The following is a 20,459-nucleotide window of genomic DNA, read 5'->3' as shown; positions in this document are numbered from 1 at the left end:
ACACCAGCGTACGAACAAATTGCCCAGCGATTAACCACGTCACCCCTGCTCTCTGTCAACCCTTGGCCGACTGCAAAAAACTGCCAGCGATAACTATCTACCACCTGAGCGCCGTCCCATGCGCCTAGCCTTGAGCCTCATTTCTGGCGCCCATCGCGCTATTACCGAGACTCGAAAATGCCTGAGCCCGCTGCCCCGCTCCTGTTCCCCGAAACCCTGAACTTCCCCGGTCTCTGGAAAGAACTGGGCAAAATCCACAGCCTCAACAGCAAGGACTTCGACTGGCTGGCTCATGTAAAGCTGAGCACTCACGCGCTACGTAATCAACAATCCCCACCGATGCTCGCGCAAAGCATTTACATCGAAGTCGGCGCGGCGAAGCCCATACCGCTGGCCGGCAGTTTTATCCTCAGCGAAACCCCTGACGACAAAGGTGCGATCCTGTACACGCCGTACGACGGCATCAAAAAATACGAAAGCCTCGCGATCCTGAAGACACTGTTTGAGAAACGCCTGCAGGTGGTCGAGGAAGAGGACCCGCTGCTGGCGTTTCTTTCGCTCGCTCAACGCCGCAAAGTCAGCGAGCAGACGCACCGCACGCTGACGTATGAAACGATCAAAGGCGACATCTTCGAAAGCCAGAAAAACCACATTCTCGCGGCCCAGCAAGTCAACGCCGTGGCCATGCTTGATGAGTTGAAGCGGCTGCCGGCGCTCACACCCCTGGTGGAAAAAATCCTCGATGATCTGTTGCGCGTCCGTTTACCCAACATCAATCAGGCGCTGACTCGCGTCAACTTCTATACCCATGCGCCCGTTGACGGCAGCGCCCCCGTGGCGGCGGCCAGTTCGGCCAGACACTGGCACGATTCAGTGAGCCTGAGTGAAGCGGTGCTGATGTATTACCGCAACCAGGATTGGCCAGCGGGCCAGCTGCATGAATTTGCCAATTCCCAGCGTGCTCCGTTCGATAACGATCAGGGCGTTTGGGAAGATGCCGTCAAACAGGCCGCAAACAAATTGCGGGTCCTGCTGTTTCGCGAAATGGAGCGCTATTGGGACGCGCCTTCTGCCACGGGGGCGCCAAGGCGCAAATTCTTTGCTGAGGCGCTTGAGGAACAGGCCCGTGCCGAACTGATGATCAAGCGCGAAACCAACATCATCGACGCCAGCCAGTTTGCCACCCTGCATCAGATGATTCGTCCGGCAGCCTATCCGACCCGGCGCCCGACCATCGAAAACGTGCGTCTGTGGGAGTACGAACCCAACTATGTCGAGCTTGCAGGTTCGTTGATGATCAGTCACGCCAACGCCTTCCTGTACACGCCGACCATGGGTCTGCAGGTACTCAAGGATTATCAGGATCTGAAGGACACCGTATTGAGCAAGTTCCATGCGGCCGGGCACGAGGACGAACTGTACGGGTTGTTGAACCTTGAGGAACGCAAACGTTTTATCGGCTTTGACCGACCTCATGTCACTGGAGAAAGCGTCGGCGGCGAGATCTTCAACGTGTTGTTCGAGGCCATTATCACCAAGCAGCGGCAGAACATCGAATACGCTTTGCAGGTGTCCCGTCACAGCGATGGCAGCGTGGATATCCATGCCCTGTTCGACAAAGCCCTGGATATCCGCGCCATGCTTCATCAGCGGTTGCTGGAAATGGAAACCGCGGCACGCTGGTCAACGCGGCCGGTGCTGACCGGTGTTCAACAGCCATCGCAGGTTCGCGCGCAGAAAGCCGCCGCCGTGGCGAAAACCTGCCAGGACATCGAGCCCTTGATCGCCAGTTCCTTCAAAGTTCAGCCTGTTACTCACATCGAAGAGCAACGCCACTATCTGGAAAACATGAAATCACGGTTGGCCCACTCACTCTTTCTCGGCGTGACCGCAGAAGCGGCATTGCGAGTGCTCAGTGGCTCGCTGAAATCTGCCGAGCAGATGATCGTCGACACCGTGATCCATCCCGATCACACCAGACGCGACAATCGGCACTCACTCAACGGCTTTCGCCCCGATGCCTGGTCACTCACGCTGAAAACCCCTGAGGCGAAAGCGCCTTTGTCGCTGGCACACTGCTTCTTGCTGACCGAACGCGGCGGCCTCGACGACTTGCACTCGGGCAGAGTGATGGTCTGGACGCCGGCACTGGGCCTGGAAGCCTTCGAGAGCATTCGCGCTGCCCGGTTGGCACTGGGTCAGCGGCTCGAAGACCGGATTGGACGCCTGTCATTACTGGAAAATCTTTTGCCTCAGGAGCGCCAGTACCATCGGCAATACACGCTGGGCACCTTGCGCTTGATCGAAGACAGCATTCTGGAGAACCGCGTGCAGTCCGGCATTGAACACTTCATCGCACGTTGTGAAGAAGTTCGTGCGCGATTCAAAGGTCGGGCCGGATTGACCTCGGCGCTTGCTTGCCTGACAAAAACGGCCTTCGATACCAATCTGCTGCGCACTATTCATCTGGCCAACGCTATCGATCAACAACAGTCACTTCCTGCCTGGCTGGGCATGGCACCGGTGGAGGAGCAACAGTTGCACCTCGAACTGCTTGAGCAATGGCGTCGCAGCGTTGTCGACCATAAGGACTATCTCAGCGGTTTGCCTACACTGGCCGACTACGTACATCAGAGGTTGAAGGCGCTGCTTGACACTCGATTTGCAGGCAGCCGACTCGATCCGAATGACATCCAGATCATTCCCAACCTGGCCCTGGCCGGCCCTGCCCGCGCGCTGACCGAATTTGCGCTCAACCATATCAATATCGCTCAGGGCACCGGTTTCAAAGTCGCCTCCAGGACCACTACCCCGCTACCGGCCAATCTGGATCCGGCGACGGTCAGACAACTGCTGTTGTCACTGGAGATCCCGACGACATTTGCACAAAAAGTCACCGCTGCCCTCTCTGCAGATGATGCCGAGGCCACGCAGCGCAAGCAGCGCTTCTTGCGACAGCTGCCCTGGCAATTGCTGCAGCACGCTCATGGTTTGAAACTGCAACAACAATTGTCTGCCAGCGCATTCGACTACGTATGCCAAGTGCTGGACATCCCGGATGGCATCGCACGCAAGACGGTCGAAGGCGCCCACGCCATCGTGTATCCGTTGTCGCTGATCAAAACCGCGGGCTCGACTGCGGTCGAAGCACTGGGCCTGTATATGATCGGCCCGGGCAGCGGTCATCAGGGGCCGCTGGTGCTGTATGCCCCGTACGCAGAAGACGTGTTTCGCGAGTTTGCCGACGAAGCGAGTGTGATCGCAGCCATCAATACGCCAGGCAGTTTTCAGGACTTGCTGATTCGTCGTTTGCCACTGGCACAGCAATCGGTATTTCGAGGGTTGTTGCAGTCGAGCGCTGGCGAGGTCAGTGAAATGACACTTGCGGGTAACACCATCAGCGGCAACCTGTTGCATAGGTTTTTCAGCGACAACCTCAAGTTGTTGCCGCAATTGCTGAACGGCCAGTCGTCAGCCAGCGCTCAAAGCGACTGGGAAGCAGCCAAAAACCTGTTCAGCAAAAGCACCAGTCTGATCTCGGGTCTGCTGCCCGGCAAACTTTCGTACGTGACATTTCTATGGCAGGCCTACAAGGACTTCAAGGATTCGGCAGAAAATCTGCAGGATCATCATTGGACGCAAGCACTGCAGTCATTTATCGCCGGTGCGGTGCAAATGATAAGCCTGGGGCGCCTGACGGCAGAGGCATCGGCAGCGACGCAAGCCACGCCCCCGAGAACGGCACAAACCACGACTGAAACGTCGCCAATCACTCGAGTCACTGACGAAGACGCCAGCGCCGTCGAAAGCTCGCCCGCGCTGGTTGCGCCGAGCTGGTCACAGATCAGGATGACCTCACCCTCGCGCACCGAGTTGCAGCCTTTTGAAACGTCGGCCGTGGCGCTTGAAGACCTCAAGCGTGACGCGAAGAACGGCACCTACGAAAATCCGATCAATAAACGCCTTTACACGGCCATTGCCGGCAAGGTTCATCAGGTCGACCAACCGGGCGCCGTCTGGCAGATCTTCGGCGATGAGAAGCCCGGGCCGTCATTACGATTGAGTGGCTCGCGGCTCTTGCTCGCGCCAGACCGCTACGCGGTTCACTACGGCAAAGCGATATCGAAACTGCATCAACGATACGCCGTGGAGCCCATCCGCCGGGCCTTGCTGGAAATCGAAGCCATTGGCATGAACGAGATTCGTCGCCGCCATCCCGATAAAGCCTTGCAAATCCAGCAAGCGGTCGACATGGCCCGTTTCTATGCCTTCAACAGCCTGCACAATCTGGCCCAGCTGAAAGCCAATGTTCCGGGCACCCGTCTGGACGGTTTTCTCAGGTTGTTTTTCGGCGTTGATCACATCGACAAAGCGTTACTGGCCAAGCTTCACAAGGCCATCGTGCCGATCTGTAATGCCCTGGTCGACCCCGGCGACGACCTGATGGACACCGAACGCTTTGTGGTGGGGTCCAATACCGCCATGTCCTCCGCCATCGCGTTCGTGCTGGTCAATGACCGGCGCAAAATGGTGCACTTCACCGAGCACTTCTTCGATCAGAAACTCGGTTTTTACAAGGGCAACCTGACGATACCCTTCGATGTCGATGGCCACGCTCAGGCGGCAACACTGATCCACGAGTTGTCCCATCAATTCTCCGCCACCGAGGATTTCGCCTTTGTGGAGGCGCGCCGGCCGTTTTCTGATCTGATCAACACGCTCACCGCCTATGGGCGGGATATGAGGGATGTACTGGAAGATTTTCAGAACAAGGCGCTGTCGCTGAATACGCCCAAAGATCAGTTGTTCGCGCGCTGGAGCAAGAAACGCGGCTCGTACGTCGATCTGGACAAATTTCCCGCGGCTGAGGATATGAGCAAAAAACTGCTCGCACTCACCGGCAGCCCGACCATTGATGACGCACGCAACGCGTTTTTTGATCGGCTTTCGCCCAATGCACGTATCGACGTCATCCTGCACAACGCCGACTCGATCGCGCGTCTGATCTGCGAGATGGGCCGGCAACTCGATCCGGCAGTTACGCCCTGACAAACGCAAAAAAAAGGCGCAGGTCGTGACCTGCGCCTTTTCAGCGGTCCTGGGAATCAGTCTTTCTGATCGCGCAGCACATTGCCCGATGCACCGTCGATGCGGAATTCGTAAACCACGCCGTCGGCCTTGCGCCCTTCACCTTTCCAGTAACCGTCGTTGTCGGCTTCAATTTCGTAGACCTCGACATACCCGGCCTTGGTTTTCACGATTTCGATGGCTTTCTCGATGGTGACCCAGCCAGCCCCGGGCTTGTCAGCCAATGCAGCACCGGCGCTCAGCAAACTGGCAGTGGCAATCAGTGCAGCAAACGTGTTTTTGATCATTTTTTCACTCCATTTGTGGATAGTAGTCATTGGCGTCCTGCTTTTTGGGTGCCTGAGCGAAAAATAAGTTCCACTTTGATGGGTAAATGCCATGACCGATGTTCTCGGCAACTTCCCGCAAAGGTTAGAATGTGCGAAATCAGGACGAGTCAATGACCCAAGACACTCTCTCGGAAGCCGAATACGATGCGATCACCGATGCCGCTGCGCACTGGTGCATGCGTCTGCACGCCGCGGATTGCACGGAAGAAGAACGTCGCGCATTCACACAATGGCACGATGCTCATCCGCTGCATGCGTTCGAGTATGAAGCCATGCTGGAAATCTGGGACGTCGCCGAACATCTGCCACGCCCGGAATCCGCGCCGCTCGTGCCGCTTCAGCAACCGTCCCGTTCGTTGCGCCAGTACGCAATAGCGGCCGGTGTCTGCGCGCTCGCGTTACCGCTGGCGGCCTACACCGGATGGAATCTGGGCTGGGTACCCGACAGTTATGAGCACTTGCGTGCCACCGACAATGTGCGTCAGGTCACGCTGAGCGATGGCAGTCAGATCGAGTTGAATCTGAACACTGATTTGACCTTCAGCAATTACAAGGACGAACGACGAGTCACGTTGAAAAAAGGCGAGGTGTTCTTCAACGTCAGTCACGACGCCTCGCACCCGTTTGTCGTGCGAGCGGGCGAAGGCAACATTCGAGTGACCGGTACGCGCTTCAACGTATGGCTGTATGAAGACCAGGTACGTGTCAACCTGATCGAAGGTTCTGTGCTGGTGACGAGTAATCGCGCATTGCCAGGCGAAGGCCTGCGTCTCGGGCCGTCCATGCAGGCGCGTTACAAACCGGGCGACTACATGCCGCAGATCAGCCAGACCTATCCCAACGATACTTCGCTGGCCTGGCGCAACGGCAAACTGGTGCTGGACAATCTGGCGCTCAATGAAGCCCTGCCCCTGATCAACCGCTACCTCGACAGACCCTTGATGCTCGCCGACAACAGCACAGGTTCGATCAGGGTGGGCGGCATCTACAACATCAAGGAGCTGAACAACCTGGCCAACTCCCTGCCCAAGGTCTTGCCCGTCTACCTCACGCGCAACAAGGAAGGCAACCCAGTGATCAACCCGATGCCAAAACAACCTCCAAAAAGCTGAAGGCCGCGCCCCTGGAGGGATGCGGCCTTCCTGTTCTCAGTTCACGCTGCAGTTCACTGCGCGGCTACTTTCCCCGCCTTGTCCAACGCCTCGCGAATGGTCTGCACCTGATACTGCGGATCGGCCTTGATCTGCTGCTCGGTGAATGGCAACACACTCCATTGTTTCTTCGAAAAGGCCTCGGTCTGATCCCGCGAATACTTCGATGCCGGATCGCTCGACAGCGAAAACGCCAGCAGGCCCTGCGCGTGCGGCCCTTTTTCGTCGAACGTCACCACTTGCAGGTAGCTGGTACCGCTGACCACCTCAAGCTTGCCGTCCTCGCGGGGCACGCTCTGGATGGCGTTGTAGATCCCCAGCTTACCCGGCCCGCCATGGATCGGTGTCTGTTGCCCGCCACTGTTGACCACCTGGATATCGCCCCAGCGGGTTTGCGGTGTGAGGCCCATCTTGTTTGTCGCTTCGACCGAAGCCAGCATCGCCTCTCGCAGCGACTGTGCCACGGCCGGCTGCTCGACCGCGAGACCACGCGGGGTGTGTTGCGCGTCTTTCGGATCGAAAGCGACGCGCCAGATATCCGCTGAATCCTGCATTGCCTGCATGATGTTCTGGAAATGCACCAGACCCAGACCCGAGTCCAGATTGGCGCGACCGTCCCATTCCTTGAGACTGGTGCAGACCGGTTTCAGAGTCCTGGCATCGGCGCCAAGGTCAGCGGCGCAGAACTTCAGCAGATCCGGCACGACCTGGGCCGCCAGATACACCTTATCGTCCATGACCATCTGCTGCAGGTCCTTCACTCGCAGCGGACCTTTTTTACCCAGGCTGCCCAGGCGATCCAGCGCAAACCGCGAACGCATGCCCAACGGTTGACCGTCCTGACTGATCAGTGGCGAGAAGCCAGTGAGCGGCTGCGCCGGGTTGACCAGCCACGCGGAATCGTTGGAGTGCTGGATGAAATCCTTGCGCAGCAGTTGCGGCAGCTGGCTCGATGCATAAATGCCCTTCTGTGCAGCTTGCGGGTCGACGTCCCAGGCGCAGGCGCTGTTGGAACCGTCGAGCAGAATCATCTTTGTCCCGGCGCGCGGGTCACTGCACTTGGCCAGTTTCTCGGCGTTGACGTTGGGCACCACCGACAGATTCATGTACAGCGTTTGGCCCTTGTCATCCACGGCGAGGGTATTGACCCACGGGATACCCTGGATCTTGTGCACCGAATCCTGCAGTTGCTCAAGCGAGGAAGCCTGGTTCATCGCATACCACTGCGTCAGCACGCGATCATTGTCGAGGTTGGCATCGCGCAGGCTGTAAGCGAACTGATTATTCCAGTCGAGCTTGCCGGGCCATTGCACCACCGGGCCGAACTGCGAGCTGTAAATATCGTGCGCTACGGGCACTACCTGGCCATCGGCTTGCTTGACCTGGACAGTCACCGTCTGTTTGCTCATCGGCAAGGATTTGCCGTCGAGCAGATAACGCGTCGGATCTTTCGGGTCCAGTTGCAGACGATACAGCGTGAAGTGCTTCGAGGAATCGACCGTGTGGGTCCAGGCCACGTGCTGGTTAAAACCGATATTGATCATTGGCAGGCCCGGCAAGGCTGCGCCCATGACATCCAGCTTGCCGGGAATGGTCAGATGCATCTGATAGAAACGCATGGCGCCGACCCACGGAAAATGCGGGTTGGCCAGCAACATGCCGCGACCGTTGAAAGAACGCTCGCTGCCCACCGCCAGGGCATTGCTGCCACGATCGAGGGCAAAGCGCTGCTGGCGTGTATCAGCCAGCTGAAAGGCCTGTTCATCCTGTACAAGCTGCGCAGTCGCCTGCGGCGGTGTGGCGCCCGCCAAGGCTTCGGCGAACTGTCCGACACCCCCTTCAACCAACAGTCGACGGGTCAACTTGACCAGGTCCGCCGAAGTGATATCGCGAACCCACTCACCCTGACATTGCTGCGGCAGGCCTTGCTGGCGTCGCTCGGCGAGATAGTGGTTATAACCGGCAGCGTAACCTTCGACCAGATCACGCACCTGGGCCGGTTGCGCCTGCCAGAAGGTGTGGACCGCTTCGGGGGGATTGAGCCAGGTGAAGAAGACGTCGCTGACACGGTTCGGGCGTGCCTCGACAGTCATCTGGTCCGGGCCGAAATAGCGCGAACGCAGGCCGTTGACCGTGACGATCTCGTTGGCCAACAGGCAGAGATTGTCCTGTGCATAGGCATAACCGATACCAAAGCCCAGGCCTCGTTCATCTTGGGCACGGATATGCGGTACGCCAAAACCGGTACGACGGATTTCGGTGCCGGTCTCGGCCGATGAACTCGGGCTGAAGGCATGGGCTGACACGCTGAATCCGAGAAACACACCGGCGAAGGCCAGTCCGGTCAATCGTCTGGAAAGAATGGTCACTGTAACTCCTGATCGAATATCAAAACCTGAGGGCACAACGCATCCGTGCGCAGGGAGACTCCACAGGTAACGAAGATCAGGGAAAAAGATTTACCGCAACTCACCGCAATTTGCGCCGCAATCACGGAGAGAAGACAAATCGGCGACAAATTTTCTACATTTTTTCTTTCATGATTTGTCGTGCTGAAACGTCTTGTTTAGAGAGAGCAAGAAAACCCTTTCCCGATCAGGCTCTGAAAAGGAGTAATCGCATGTACAACTCGCAACTACCAATGGACGGTAGCCAGGCCCCCCAAGGAGCTTCCATGAGCCCCCACGCGAGCGATTTCGGGCAACGTGGCGAGCGTCACGGTAACGAACGCATTCGCCTGTTGCTGAAGAGTTTCGGTCTGCGCACCAGCCTGATTCGCCTGAAAGTCATCGATGCACTGCTGGTGGCAGCGCAAAGTGACCGTCGCCTCGGGGTGCGCGGCGTCCACAGCCAATTGCTGGATCTGGATATTCCGCTGTCCTTCCTCAGCGTGCGCGAAGTGCTCAAGCGTTTGTGCGCCGAAGGTGTGATCACCTTCAATGCGGACAAGAGCTACAGCCTGCATCCACAGGCTGCTGCTGTCCTCAACAACGATTGAAACGTGTAACGAACGCCGTCAGGGCTTGACCTTGCGGCGCATCACGCCGTTGATCACCACCACGACCACCGCCACACCGATGGCGATGTATTGAAAGGTCTTTTCATCGATCTTCCCGGCGTTTTGCAGCCAGGACAGACCGAGCATGATCGCCAGTACGGACACGGCGATCACAATCGAATAAATCAAGCGTTGCTTCTGGGTCATTACGATTTCCTGAAACTTTGGAATGTATCCGGTTTGTATCCGCTTGCATGCCATGCGCTTACCGTTTTACGGGGATGCGCCGTGACAAACGGGGTCTCATGTTACAGCCGATGAAGAGTTTTGGCTTCATGACGGCATCACCATGAGGACTTTTCAAATGTTGCGTCGAATCACCTGGCTGATTCCCGTTCTAGCCCTGCTGACCTTGAGTGGATGCATCATCTTCCCCCACGGCGGTTGGCATGATGACCACCACCGTTACGACCGGGGAGGCCCTGCCTACTACCAGCATCGTTAGTGGTGAATACTTCGCCCTGCCCGCTCGCCCATGATGCACCCTGCGTCCACTTCGTTAGTTCACTCAGTTAAACAATGCCCGCCCCTGTGCGGGCATTATTTATTCCATCGGCCTTAAACCTTATTGATCCTTTTCTGTTTTTGGATCCAATCAATACGCTGCAAGCATTTGAAATTTAATGTCTTAGCAAACAACTAGGTCAGCCACTTGGCTAGCTCTAGTCTCTGCATGCCTTTTTCAACACACACTGACAAGGATGTGTATGCAGAGAACACTTATAACAATCGGGCCGCGCCAGGTTATCGGATTTTGTCTGGCACTGACTGCGTTTGAACTGCTGACGTATATGGCCAGTGACTTGGTCATGCCGGCCATGCTGGACGTCACGACAGAACTCCAGGCCGACATTCGACATGTTCCCAATGCCTTCAATCTCTATTTGCTGGGGGGCATCTGCCTGCAATGGTTGATTGGGCCGCTCTCCGATCGTTGGGGGCGACGACGCCTGTTACTGATCGGGTGTGCAATATTCGGGGTGGCCTGTTTGGCCGCTTTTGCCGCTCATAGCATTGAAGCTTTCAATCTGCTGCGCCTGATACAGGGTATGGGACTGGGCTTCGTCATTTCGGTCAGTTATCCGGCACTGCAGGAAGTGTTCTGCGAGGCTGACGCCGTACGTCTCATGGCCTTGCTCGGCAATGTCGCGCTGCTGTCACCGTTGCTGGGGCCGTTGCTGGGCAGCCTGCTTCTGGAATGGCTGAGCTGGCGCGAGTTGTTTCTGGCGTTAGGCCTTGTCGCAGCGATGGTCTGGCTCGGGCTCTACGCCTGGATGCCGGAAACCGTAGGCGTCATACGTCGAGATGGCCAGCATCAGGCCGCGATACCTTTTTCCTTGAAACGTACGCGACAGCGCTACCTTGCCCTGCTCGGCAATCGCCGGTTCTTCGGTGCGAGCCTTGCGTTAGGGCTGATGACTCTCCCCCTGATCGCCTGGATCGGGCTGTCGCCGATCCTGCTGATCCAGTTGCTGGGCCATACGCCACTGGAATACGGGCTGTGGCAGATACCGATTTTCTCCGCCGTCATCGTCGGCAACCTGATTCTCAACCGTTTACTGCTCACTCACGCCTTGCCCGAGTTGATCAGGATCGGCCTCTGGCCGCTGTGCATGGGGCTCGTGGCGTTGCTCGGTTGCGCATTATTGGCTGCCGGCCCCGTACCGGTGGTGGCCAGTCTGGCGCTCTACGGCGTCGGACTGGGCATCTGCAACGCCACGCTGTATCGACTGGCGCTGTTCTGTACCGAGGATAGCAAAGGGCTGGTCTCGGCCATGATCGGCATGATCTCCATTGCCGTCATGGGTCTCGGCGCCTCACTCATTGCCACGATCGGCGGCGGCACACGTCTTGAATTCTTTGCGCTCTTGTCCGCCCTCGCTGGCCTGACATGCCTGCCCTTGCTGCACGGGTTCTTGCAAGACGCCAAAGCCGCCTCTACCAAAGCTCAATAAAGGAATATTGATGATTCACTTACCCTCAAGCGACGCCCTCTGTGCGTTGCCGCGCCCTTACTGCCAAGACTCCGTACCGCCGGGGTTGTTCGACCGGGCCATGGCCGAAATCAGCCGGTTTCACTGCCAGCAAACACCCGGCTATGAAGCCTGGCTCAATGCCAGCGGACTGCACCTCAATGATCTCGACAGTCTCGATGACTGGTCACGATTGCCCCCTGTCTTCGCCAATTTTTTCAAACAGCGACTGTTGCTCAGCAGCGTCGGCGAGGACGCACTGGAATTGACATCCTCCGGCACCAGCGGACAGAAAAGCCGTATGCGTTACGACGAACGCAGTCTGGCTGGCGCGCAATGGATGGTTGCGCAGATATTTCGGCATTATGGCTGGGACACCGCGGATACGCCCTGCAACTACTTGCTGCTGAGCTACGAGCCACAAGGCCGGATCACCCTGGGCACCTCGTTCACCGATCAGTTCCTGTGCCGTTTCGCCCCGGCCAACCGCGTGGTCTACGCCTTGCGCAGCACTGGCGCGGGTCATCAGTTTGACGTTTTCGGCGTCATCAGTGCCTTACAGGCGTTTGCCGAAGAAGGTTTGCCGGTGCGAATCCTCGGCTTCCCGGCGTTCCTGTGGCAGGCCCTGCAACGCATGCAGGCACTCTGCATGCCAGACCTTGAACTGCCTGCAGAGTCGCTGGTGTTTTTCGGCGGCGGCTGGAAAACCCGGGCCGCCGATGAAATCCCCAAACAGCAGTTGTACAGCGCCATCCGTCGGCAGCTGGGCATTGAAATATCCCGATGCCGCGATGGCTATGGTGCCGTGGAGCATGCCGTGCCTTACATCGAATGTGCCCGGCATCGTTTCCATGTCCCGGTCTACTCAAAGGTGTTCGTACGCAATCCGACGGACTTCTGCGTTCAGCCGTATGGCCAGCAAGGCTTGCTCGGATTCGTCTCGCCCTACATTTCGTCCAGTCCTGCGCACTCGGTGGTGATGAGCGATCTGGCAACGCTGCACCCTGGCACGAGTTGCGATTGTGGACTTGCCAGCGACTGGTTCGAACTCCATGGCCGGGCAGGCACCACGGCCGGCAGAAGCTGTGCAATGGCGGCCGCGCAATTGCTGGGGAGTCATTGATATGTACTTGATCAACGGCCACCTGCACGACGCTGTCAGCTTCGACGAAGCGCTTGCCTGCCTTCACGCCGATCTGGCGCAACACCTCGCTACCCCGCTGCAAAGCAGCACAGTCATCCACGCTGCCACTCACTTCGCAGAACGACTGCGCAGCGCAGATCCCGCGCTGTCACTCGATGCCGAGCAACGCCAGGCATTGATCGACTTCTGCGAACCGCAGGCGTTACACAGCAAACTGCTGCGCGAACTCGGCGCGCAGCCCGATTCATTGCGCCGTATCGATTATCGGCAAGCACGTTTCGAACGCTGGAGCCCGCTTGGCCTGGTGGTCCACATTACGCCGGGCAACGCGCCGTTGCTGGCGTTCTGCGCGGTGCTCGAAAGCCTGCTCGCCGGCAACGTCAACTGGTTGCGCCCCAGCAGCAGCGATCAAGGGCTGACCGCCCGCCTGCTCAGCGCCTTGCTGCACTGCGATCCGAGCGGCCAACTGGCCGGTTATATCGCGGTACTGCCGGTGAGTACGGCGCAAATCACATCATTGTGCAAACACGCCAATGGCGTCGCGGCCTGGGGTGGTGAAGCGGCCCTGCAAGCGATTCGCCAACAGATTCCGGCCGGGTGTCGCTGGATCGACTGGGGGCACCGCATCAGCTTCGTCTATCTGACGCCCGATGCAGCCACCCCGGAGAATCTGGACGCCGTGGCTGACGAGGTCTGTCGGCTGGATCAGCAGGCCTGTTCCAGCCCGCAATGGTTGCTGGTGGACAGCGACGATCCGCAGGTACTGCGCGAGATCGGGCAAGGCTTGTCTGCCGCCCTCGAACGGCGCGCCGGGCATTGGCCGGCACTGTTGCCGACGCTACAAGAGGCCGCGCAAATCACCACGCACATGCAAATGGCACGGCTGGGGCACAGCTTCGCCGAGCAGACCGGGGATATCTGGCACGCACCCGGCTGGCAGGTGATCTGGACGCATGAACGTCAACTCACGCCCTCACCGCTGTTTCGCAGCGTACTGCTGCATCCGGTGCCCCGGGCATTAATCACCGACACGTTGCTGCCATGGCGCAATGTCCTGCAAAGCTGTGCGCTGCTGTGCGGCGACAGCCAAATCAGCGAGCTGGCACGCACATTGATCGCTGCGGGTGTCACGCGAATCACGCAGGTTGCTGGCATCCACGAGGGCTATGACGGCGAACCCCATGACGGCGTCTATGCGTTGCAGCGGCTCAGCCGACGCGTCTCGGCCAGCTTGCCCAGCGGTGTGCTTTCCAACCACGCCACCCTTGATCAGCCATCTGAGCCGACAACGTTGTACGGGCAGCCAATCATGGACAAGGCAGCTTTCACTGCTCAGCCGCTGAACGCTTCGGCGCAATTGTACTTTCGCTCTGGAGGCAGCAGTGGCTCGCCGGCGCTGTCGGTCTATAGCTACCAGGACTTTCACCGGCAGATGCGTGCCACGGCTGACGGTTTGTTCGCCGCCGGCCTGGATCCGGCGCGTGACCGGGTGATGAACCTGTTCTTTTGTGGGGGGCTATACGGCGGGTTTCTCAGCTTTGCCAAAGTGCTCGAGTTGCTCGACATCACGCACCTGCCGATGGCCGCACCGTCCGATGACGACTACCGGGAAATCGCCGAGCTGATCATCAGTCAGCGCGTGACGGTGTTGATCGGTATGCCCAGCACGCTGCATCGGCTGTTCCTTGATGAACGGCCACGGTTACAAGCTTACGGCGGAGTCGAAAAGGTTTTTCTCGGTGGCGAGCATCTCAGTGAACACAGCCGCGAATTGCTGCGCAGCTGTGGTGTTTCCAGCATCCGCTCGGCGATCTACGGCAGTGTCGATGCCGGGCCGCTCGGCCACGCCTGCGAGGCCACGGGCGATGGCGTTTTTCATTTGATGAATGACACCCAGCATCTGGAAATCGTGGCACTGGACAGCGATCAACCTGTGGCCGGCGATCAGGTCGGCCGCTTGCTGTTCACATCGACCGCACGCCAGGCCCAGAACGTTGCGCGCTATGACATAGGCGACACCGGTCGCTGGTTGTCAGGCCCCTGCCCCTGCGGGCTGACATCGCCGCGCTTCGAGCTGCTGCAGCGCCACGGCAAGCTGATCCGTATCGGCACCGACTTCATTTCATTGAGCGAATTGGCGCTGCACCTGCAGGTGCCATTTCAACTGCGGCTGGATCATGCCGACGATGGCCTCGAACGTATGCGCGTGTGTAGCGAACTGAAAACGGCCGACGCGCAGGAACGGCTGTCCGGTTACTTGACCTTGGCGACCCTTGTCGAGACCGGTCTGTTGATCGTGGAGTTCGAAGTCTGCGCAATCGAAAACTTCATCCGAAACGCACACAGCGGCAAGACGCCGATATTGATTGATTCACGGCGCTGACACTTTCTGCGTTCGATCTGACAACTATAAAAAGGGTGACCTATTGAAAACTTCTGAACCGCTGAACGAGTTGATCACTTTCGCTCGTCAGCATTCGCCGTTCTATGCGAGACATCTGGCAGATGTACCCCATGAAGTAACTTCACTGATGCAACTGCCGCTGATTGAGCCTCTTGCTTATTGGCAAAACAGTCAGTCACTGGATCTTTGGCCGGTATTGACCGCGACCCGCGAGCGCGCACTGGTATTCAAAACCGGTGGTTCCACCAGCGCCGGAAAGCTCTCTGTGTATACCCAGCGCGAGTGGCGCCGTTTGGTAACCGAGTTCGGCACAAGTCTCAGCTCGCAGTTCAAACCGGGTGATCGGGTAGCCAATCTGTTCTTCGCCGGCGACTTGTATGCCAGCTTCCTGTTCATCCACGATTCATTGGCGCATGTCGCCGTGAATATCACCGAGTTCCCTTTCACCGGCGACGTCGACTCATGTGTTCTGGCGCAATCGATCGAGCAGCACCGGATCAATGTGCTGGCAGGTCTGCCCGCCCACCTGCTGACGTTCGCCGAATGGCTCAAACGCCGGGAGCAGACAATACCCGGCATCGACACCCTTCTGTATGGCGGTGAAAGCCTGTTCGCGTCGCAGCGCGAACTGCTCGAACGAGCGTTCCCCCATGCGCGCATTGCTTCGATCGGTTACGCCAGCGTCGATGCGGGCTTCATTGGCAGCAGCCAGCGCGACTGTGAGGAAGGCGAGCATCGCATGCATGAGCACCACGCTCTGCTGGAGATCATTGATGAACACTCCGGCGAAGTCATCGAGACCTGCGATCGCACCGGTTTGTTGGTGTTGACCAATCTCGACCGGCGCTTGATGCCGCTGATTCGCTACCCGGTTGGCGACCTGGCCTGTTGGCGAGAGCCCGTCGGCGCGGCGCAACGCAAATTCGCGCTAAAGGGCCGTAGCGCCAGCAGTCAACGTGTTCGCGTGGGAATTGTGTCACTGATACCGGAAGACATCGGCCAGATGACCCGAAGCATTGCCGCCAGCGATGACTGGCAACTGGTCATTGAACAGTCCGGGCACAGGGATGTGCTGAAGCTGAGATGGGTGGCGACCGCGCAATCTCCTGCCACGATCGAGGTCGATCGACAGCTGAAAACCGAGTTGATCGCGCGTTACCCGTTGATCGCGCAATTGCAGACCGATCACCTGTTGGCCCTGCACATCGAGTGCTGCTCGTTTGAGGATCTGCCGCGCCACCCCCGTTCGGGCAAATGCCTGCGCGTGCTCGATCTGCGCTGCTATGGAGCGAGAAACAAGGAGGTGCCGGATGGAACCGTTGATTCTGCGTAACTATCGCGACAGCGATGCCGAGGCCGTCAGTGTGCTGTTCCGTCAGGTGTACGGCGACCATTACGTGCAACCCCATGTCTACCTGCCGCACATGATCAGCCAGAACCACGCTGACAAACGCTGGCACTCGCTGGTCGCGGTGACAGGCGAGCAGATCTGCGGGCACGCCACACTGTTTCGCGACACCCACTCACCCATCGCGGAACTGGCCCTGAGCGTGGTTCACCCTGATACCCGGGGCCAAAATATTGCCACCCGCCTGGGCGAGCAACTGCTGACTCACGCACAGGCGCTGGGCTGTCACAACGTATCGATCAAGCAAGTGACTCATCATCCGTATACGCAGCGGATGGCTATCAACCTGGGTTTTCAAAACACCGGATTGCTGCCCGATTACGTCCCATCGCCATTCGGCAGCCCGGCGCCAGAGTCGATCGTTGTGGGTTGCCGCATGATCGACGGCTATCGCCGCCCGCTGCCCCGACAGTCCTGGCCAGACAGTTGCCGGAACTTCATGCAGCATTTATGTCAGGCTTTCGGTACGCAGGAACGAACCAGTCGCTGGCATGGTGCAGCGATTCGTCTGGAGCAACACGCTAACCGTTATGACATGTACCTCAAGCATCTGCGGCCCGCCCTGCTTGAACAGATACGCCAATTGCCCCGGCACTGGCTGATTTCGATCCGGCTCAGACTGTCACAGCAATTCGCCTGGGACCTGAGCAGGCTCGCGGCGGTAGGATTTGTGTTTACCGGGCTGGCACCCGCCGAAGGCAAGGAAGGGGGATGGCTGGCACTGTTTCACCGAGGTTACCGGCTGCGCGGGTTGACACTGCAATGCCCGCACATGCAGCAGTTACATGATCAGGCTCAGCAGCAACTCGCCCTGCACCTGAGCGAAACGCCGCGGTGACTTGAACGCATCGTGGGTCTTGCGAAATGACCCGCGCAATTTGAGCGGGTCATTTTCTGTAGCCTCAAGCCGTGGCTTTGATGCCGTCTTTAGGAGGAAGCGGCGCGTTGCCGTCGCCGTAAATCTTGAGGTTTTGCAGAACGTAGATCGCTTTTTTGAATTCAGGGATCAGGCTCTTGCCGTACGCGTTGCCATTGAGACCATTATTCTGGATCGCATCGAGCTGAGTCGCGAAATACTCCAGTGCGTTGAATTTGACATCAATGTCTTTGGTCACGCCGAAACGGTCGAACTTGTCGCCGGCATTCATCAGCGTGAAAGAGGTGATCTCCGAGATCAGCCCTCGGCTGCGCAGCATGGCGCTGAGGTTGCCCATTTGCTTGACCGAGACGTTAGTCGGATCGAAGCCCTTGATATTCTTGCGCAGGCCTTGCTTGTCCATTTCGGCGACATTCAAGGCATTTGGATCGTTACCGACCATGGTGAGCATCTGCTGCACCTTGATACTTTGAGACACCTGTTTCTTCGCGCCGGTATTGCGCACCATGACGCCAGCCTTGCTCTCCCAACCGCCGACAATGCCGATTGTCATGAGAAAACTCCCTGTGAAATAAACATGAAATGTCCTTTGTTGAACCACTCGAATGCCGGGGAGTATCTACCGGCCACGTAATGGCACCCAACCTTTTCATGCATTTTTTTACAATTCTCGTACATTCTCGATACAAACCAGCAATCCCCATGGATGCTGGCTTGCGAGGCGCCCGTTACACGCTTTCGAAAAGATTTTGCGCCCTGACAGACGCGTGAGTCAGCTCCATGTATCAACGCCGATACTGACCAGTCGTCAGCGCGCGCCTTTTTAGTACGCCTGTACCTCAAGCTTCCCGACGTAGCGACGATACGTTAGGGACACCCGCACTGTTTTACCCCGCCCCTAATAAGAATCGCAGCTCAAGGACCGGTTTCCATGCCCGCATTCCGCACTATTCAGGCTCGTTACACGCTGTTTCTGGTTCTGTTCATCCTGTTGCTGTCGGTACTGACCGTGGTCGGCATCAGCCAACTGGTCGCCCCCAAACTGCGTCACACCGAAGAACAGGTAGTGCTCAACCGTATCGCTGAGGTTGCCGAGCAGATTCAGGGCGAACTCAACAAGGTTCAGGCACAACAGCGCAGCATCACCCAGACCATCCCGTTACTCGACAGCGCAGCCATCGACGCGGTGTTGCCGGGGCTGGTGGATCAGTACGGCGAGTTGAAGGTATTCGGCGGCGGGATCTGGCCGCTGCCGGGGCAACGTGAAGCCGGGCGCAACAAATTCAGTACGTTCTGGCACCGCGACGCGTCGGGCAAACTGGCCGTGAACACGTTCTGGAACAGCGACGCGGCGCCCAACTATTACGACCAGAGCTGGTACAAGGGTGGCATGGCCACACCACGCGGTCAGTGCGCATGGGCAGCGGCTTACAAGGACGACGCCAGCGCCGAACCGCGCACCAACTGCGCCATGGCGATCCAGAAAAACGGTAACGCCTGGGGTGTTTCGACCATCGACGTGACCCTCGGCTTCTTCAATGATCTGGTGGCGCGCAAGGAGAAAGACCTCAACGCCGAAATGCTGATCATCGAAGCCGACGGCAAGATCATCAGTAACAGCTCGCGCATCAGTGGCCCGATCGTGCTGAAGAACATCAGCGAACTGGCCGGCACGTCGACGTTCGCCAGCCAGGTCAAAAGCGGCCTGCAGAACCGTGATCAGGCGCAGCGCATCGAGTTCGACAACAACGGTGAAGCCAGCACCTTCTTCATGCGTCCGATTGAAGGTACGCCTTGGTTCCTCGCCACCGCCCTGCCGACGAAAATGCTCACGGCGCAGCGTGATGACGTCCTCAGCACCTTGAGCCTGTTGCAGATTCCGCTGGTGATTCTGCTGGTGCTGTTGCAGGTCTATGCGATTCGCCAGTTGGTGCAGCGCATGAAAGCGTTGAAAGCCAACATTGATTTGCTGTCCAGCGGCGATGCCGATCTGACCCGACGCATCACCATCCGCGCTGAAGACGAACTCGGCGCGATCGGACACTCGGTCAACACCTTCATCGCCTATCTGCAGAACATGATCGGCGAAGTCACCCAGGCCACGGGGGCCATGGCGTCGAGCCTCGACAACCTGCAACGCACCTCGGCCCACACCAGCCAGATCCTGCTGCGTCACGCCTCGGAAACGGATCAGACCGTTACGGCGATTACCGAAATGAGTTCAACCGCCGAGAGCGTCGCGCAAAACGCCGCCGAGACCGCTGCGTTTACACAGCGCGCCAACGAAAACGCCGACCGTTCCCGGGTGGTCGTGGGCGAGGCGACCAACAGTGTGGTGGCGCTGATTGACGAGGTGGCCAGCGCCACACATAAAGTTGAAAACATGCAACAGGATGCACAGCGCATCACCGAGATCCTCGGAGTGATCGGCGCAATTGCCGGCCAGACCAACCTGCTGGCCCTCAACGCGGCCATCGAAGCGGCTCGTGCCGGTGAACAGGGTCGAGGGTTTGCCGTGGTGGCCGACGAAGTCCGCGCCCTCGCCGCCCGGACCCAGGCCAGTACGTCCGAAATCAACGAAATGTTGACTCGCCTGACGCAGGGCGTGAGCTCGTCGGTCAGCGCCATGGAGAACACTCAGGCCAGTTGCCAGTCGGCTGCCGACGCGACTGCACGGGTCAATTCGGGTCTGGATGAAATGGCCGGCTCGGTCAGCCACATCAACAGCCTCAGCACTCAGATCGCCACCGCCGCCGAGCAGCAAAGCGCCGTCACCGAAGAGATCAACCGCAGCATGGTGCAGATCCGCCACATGGTGGATGAGCTGGTGCAAAGTGGCAAAGCCAGCGAACTGAATACCCATCAGTTGCTTGAAGCCAATAGCCGCGTCAGCGCGATCATGGGACGTTTCAAAGTCCGCTGATCTCTGATTCCCACAAGGGTTTTCTGCCCGACAGATACCCCTTGTGGGAGCGAGCTTGCTCGCGAAAGTAACCTGCCAGTCGCTGCTTCAGTGTCTGAATGACC

General features: G+C 58.3%; 14 protein-coding genes. 10 read left to right on the top strand and 4 right to left on the bottom strand.

Annotated features, from left to right (window positions below; all coding sequences use genetic code 11):
• Positions 1–177 precede the first annotated feature (177 nt).
• The gene (locus GTU76_RS13260) at positions 178–5,049 is read left to right on the top strand and encodes a dermonecrotic toxin domain-containing protein (RefSeq protein WP_180698791.1); all 4,872 of its coding nucleotides are present in this window, start codon (positions 178–180) and stop codon (positions 5,047–5,049) included.
• A 56-nt stretch (positions 5,050–5,105) separates the two neighbouring features.
• On the opposite strand, the gene GTU76_RS13255 is transcribed toward GTU76_RS13260, so the two are convergent.
• A complete protein-coding gene (locus tag GTU76_RS13255; protein WP_180698790.1) occupies positions 5,106–5,375 on the bottom strand; it encodes a PepSY domain-containing protein in 270 nt (89 codons plus the stop codon).
• A gap of 152 nt (positions 5,376–5,527) precedes the next feature.
• On the opposite strand from GTU76_RS13255, the gene GTU76_RS13250 reads away from it, so the two are divergent.
• Positions 5,528–6,529, top strand: a complete 1,002-nt coding sequence (locus GTU76_RS13250) for a FecR family protein (protein ID WP_180698789.1) — start codon at positions 5,528–5,530, stop codon at positions 6,527–6,529.
• 53 nt (positions 6,530–6,582) lie between these two features.
• Here GTU76_RS13250 and pvdQ read toward each other — a convergent pair whose 3' ends face one another.
• The gene (pvdQ, locus tag GTU76_RS13245) at positions 6,583–8,937 is read right to left on the bottom strand and encodes a bifunctional acylase PvdQ (RefSeq protein ID WP_343057502.1); all 2,355 of its coding nucleotides are present in this window, start codon (positions 8,935–8,937) and stop codon (positions 6,583–6,585) included.
• Positions 8,938–9,188: 251 nt separating this feature from the next.
• Here pvdQ and GTU76_RS13240 point away from each other — a divergent pair, with 251 nt between their 5' ends.
• Complete coding sequence (locus GTU76_RS13240) at positions 9,189–9,566, top strand: fe2+ zn2+ uptake regulation protein (protein ID WP_016985232.1); 378 nt, start codon at positions 9,189–9,191, stop codon at positions 9,564–9,566.
• Positions 9,567–9,584: 18 nt separating this feature from the next.
• Here GTU76_RS13240 and GTU76_RS13235 read toward each other — a convergent pair whose 3' ends face one another.
• The gene (locus GTU76_RS13235; RefSeq protein WP_016985231.1) at positions 9,585–9,773 is read right to left on the bottom strand and encodes a hypothetical protein; all 189 of its coding nucleotides are present in this window, start codon (positions 9,771–9,773) and stop codon (positions 9,585–9,587) included.
• A 157-nt stretch (positions 9,774–9,930) separates the two neighbouring features.
• Here GTU76_RS13235 and GTU76_RS13230 point away from each other — a divergent pair, with 157 nt between their 5' ends.
• The 6 genes from GTU76_RS13230 to GTU76_RS13205 all read left to right on the top strand — a co-directional run bounded on the left by GTU76_RS13230 (position 9,931) and on the right by GTU76_RS13205 (position 17,393).
• Entirely contained in the window at positions 9,931–10,071 is a 141-nt protein-coding gene (locus GTU76_RS13230) for a hypothetical protein (RefSeq protein ID WP_180698788.1), read from the top strand.
• Between the two features lie 262 nt (positions 10,072–10,333).
• Entirely contained in the window at positions 10,334–11,581 is a 1,248-nt protein-coding gene (locus GTU76_RS13225) for an MFS transporter (RefSeq protein ID WP_180698787.1), read from the top strand.
• A 10-nt stretch (positions 11,582–11,591) separates the two neighbouring features.
• The gene (locus tag GTU76_RS13220) at positions 11,592–12,722 is read left to right on the top strand and encodes a LuxE/PaaK family acyltransferase (RefSeq protein ID WP_180698786.1); all 1,131 of its coding nucleotides are present in this window, start codon (positions 11,592–11,594) and stop codon (positions 12,720–12,722) included.
• Position 12,723: 1 nt separating this feature from the next.
• A complete protein-coding gene (locus GTU76_RS13215) occupies positions 12,724–15,126 on the top strand; it encodes an aldehyde dehydrogenase family protein (protein WP_180698785.1) in 2,403 nt (800 codons plus the stop codon).
• 43 nt (positions 15,127–15,169) lie between these two features.
• Positions 15,170–16,480, top strand: a complete 1,311-nt coding sequence (locus GTU76_RS13210; protein WP_175554241.1) for a phenylacetate--CoA ligase family protein — start codon at positions 15,170–15,172, stop codon at positions 16,478–16,480.
• On the top strand, positions 16,458–17,393 hold the full coding sequence (locus GTU76_RS13205) for a GNAT family N-acetyltransferase (RefSeq protein ID WP_016985225.1): 936 nt from the start codon (positions 16,458–16,460) through the stop codon (positions 17,391–17,393). Before GTU76_RS13210 ends, GTU76_RS13205 begins: the two co-directional genes overlap by 23 nt.
• 64 nt (positions 17,394–17,457) lie before the next feature.
• On the opposite strand, the gene GTU76_RS13200 is transcribed toward GTU76_RS13205, so the two are convergent.
• Positions 17,458–17,985 (bottom strand): hypothetical protein, encoded by a 528-nt coding sequence (locus GTU76_RS13200; RefSeq protein WP_016985224.1) that lies wholly within the window; start codon positions 17,983–17,985, stop codon positions 17,458–17,460.
• 378 nt (positions 17,986–18,363) lie between these two features.
• Between GTU76_RS13200 and GTU76_RS13195 the strand changes: the two genes are divergently transcribed.
• Positions 18,364–20,355, top strand: a complete 1,992-nt coding sequence (locus tag GTU76_RS13195) for a methyl-accepting chemotaxis protein (protein WP_180698784.1) — start codon at positions 18,364–18,366, stop codon at positions 20,353–20,355.
• Positions 20,356–20,459: the final 104 nt, after the last annotated feature.

It is taken from the genome of Pseudomonas crudilactis (assembly GCF_013433315.1).
GTDB classification, from domain to species: domain Bacteria; phylum Pseudomonadota; class Gammaproteobacteria; order Pseudomonadales; family Pseudomonadaceae; genus Aquipseudomonas; species Aquipseudomonas crudilactis.
Note: the sequence above shows the minus strand (reverse complement) of the source record. Positions and strands in the feature narration are given on the sequence as shown.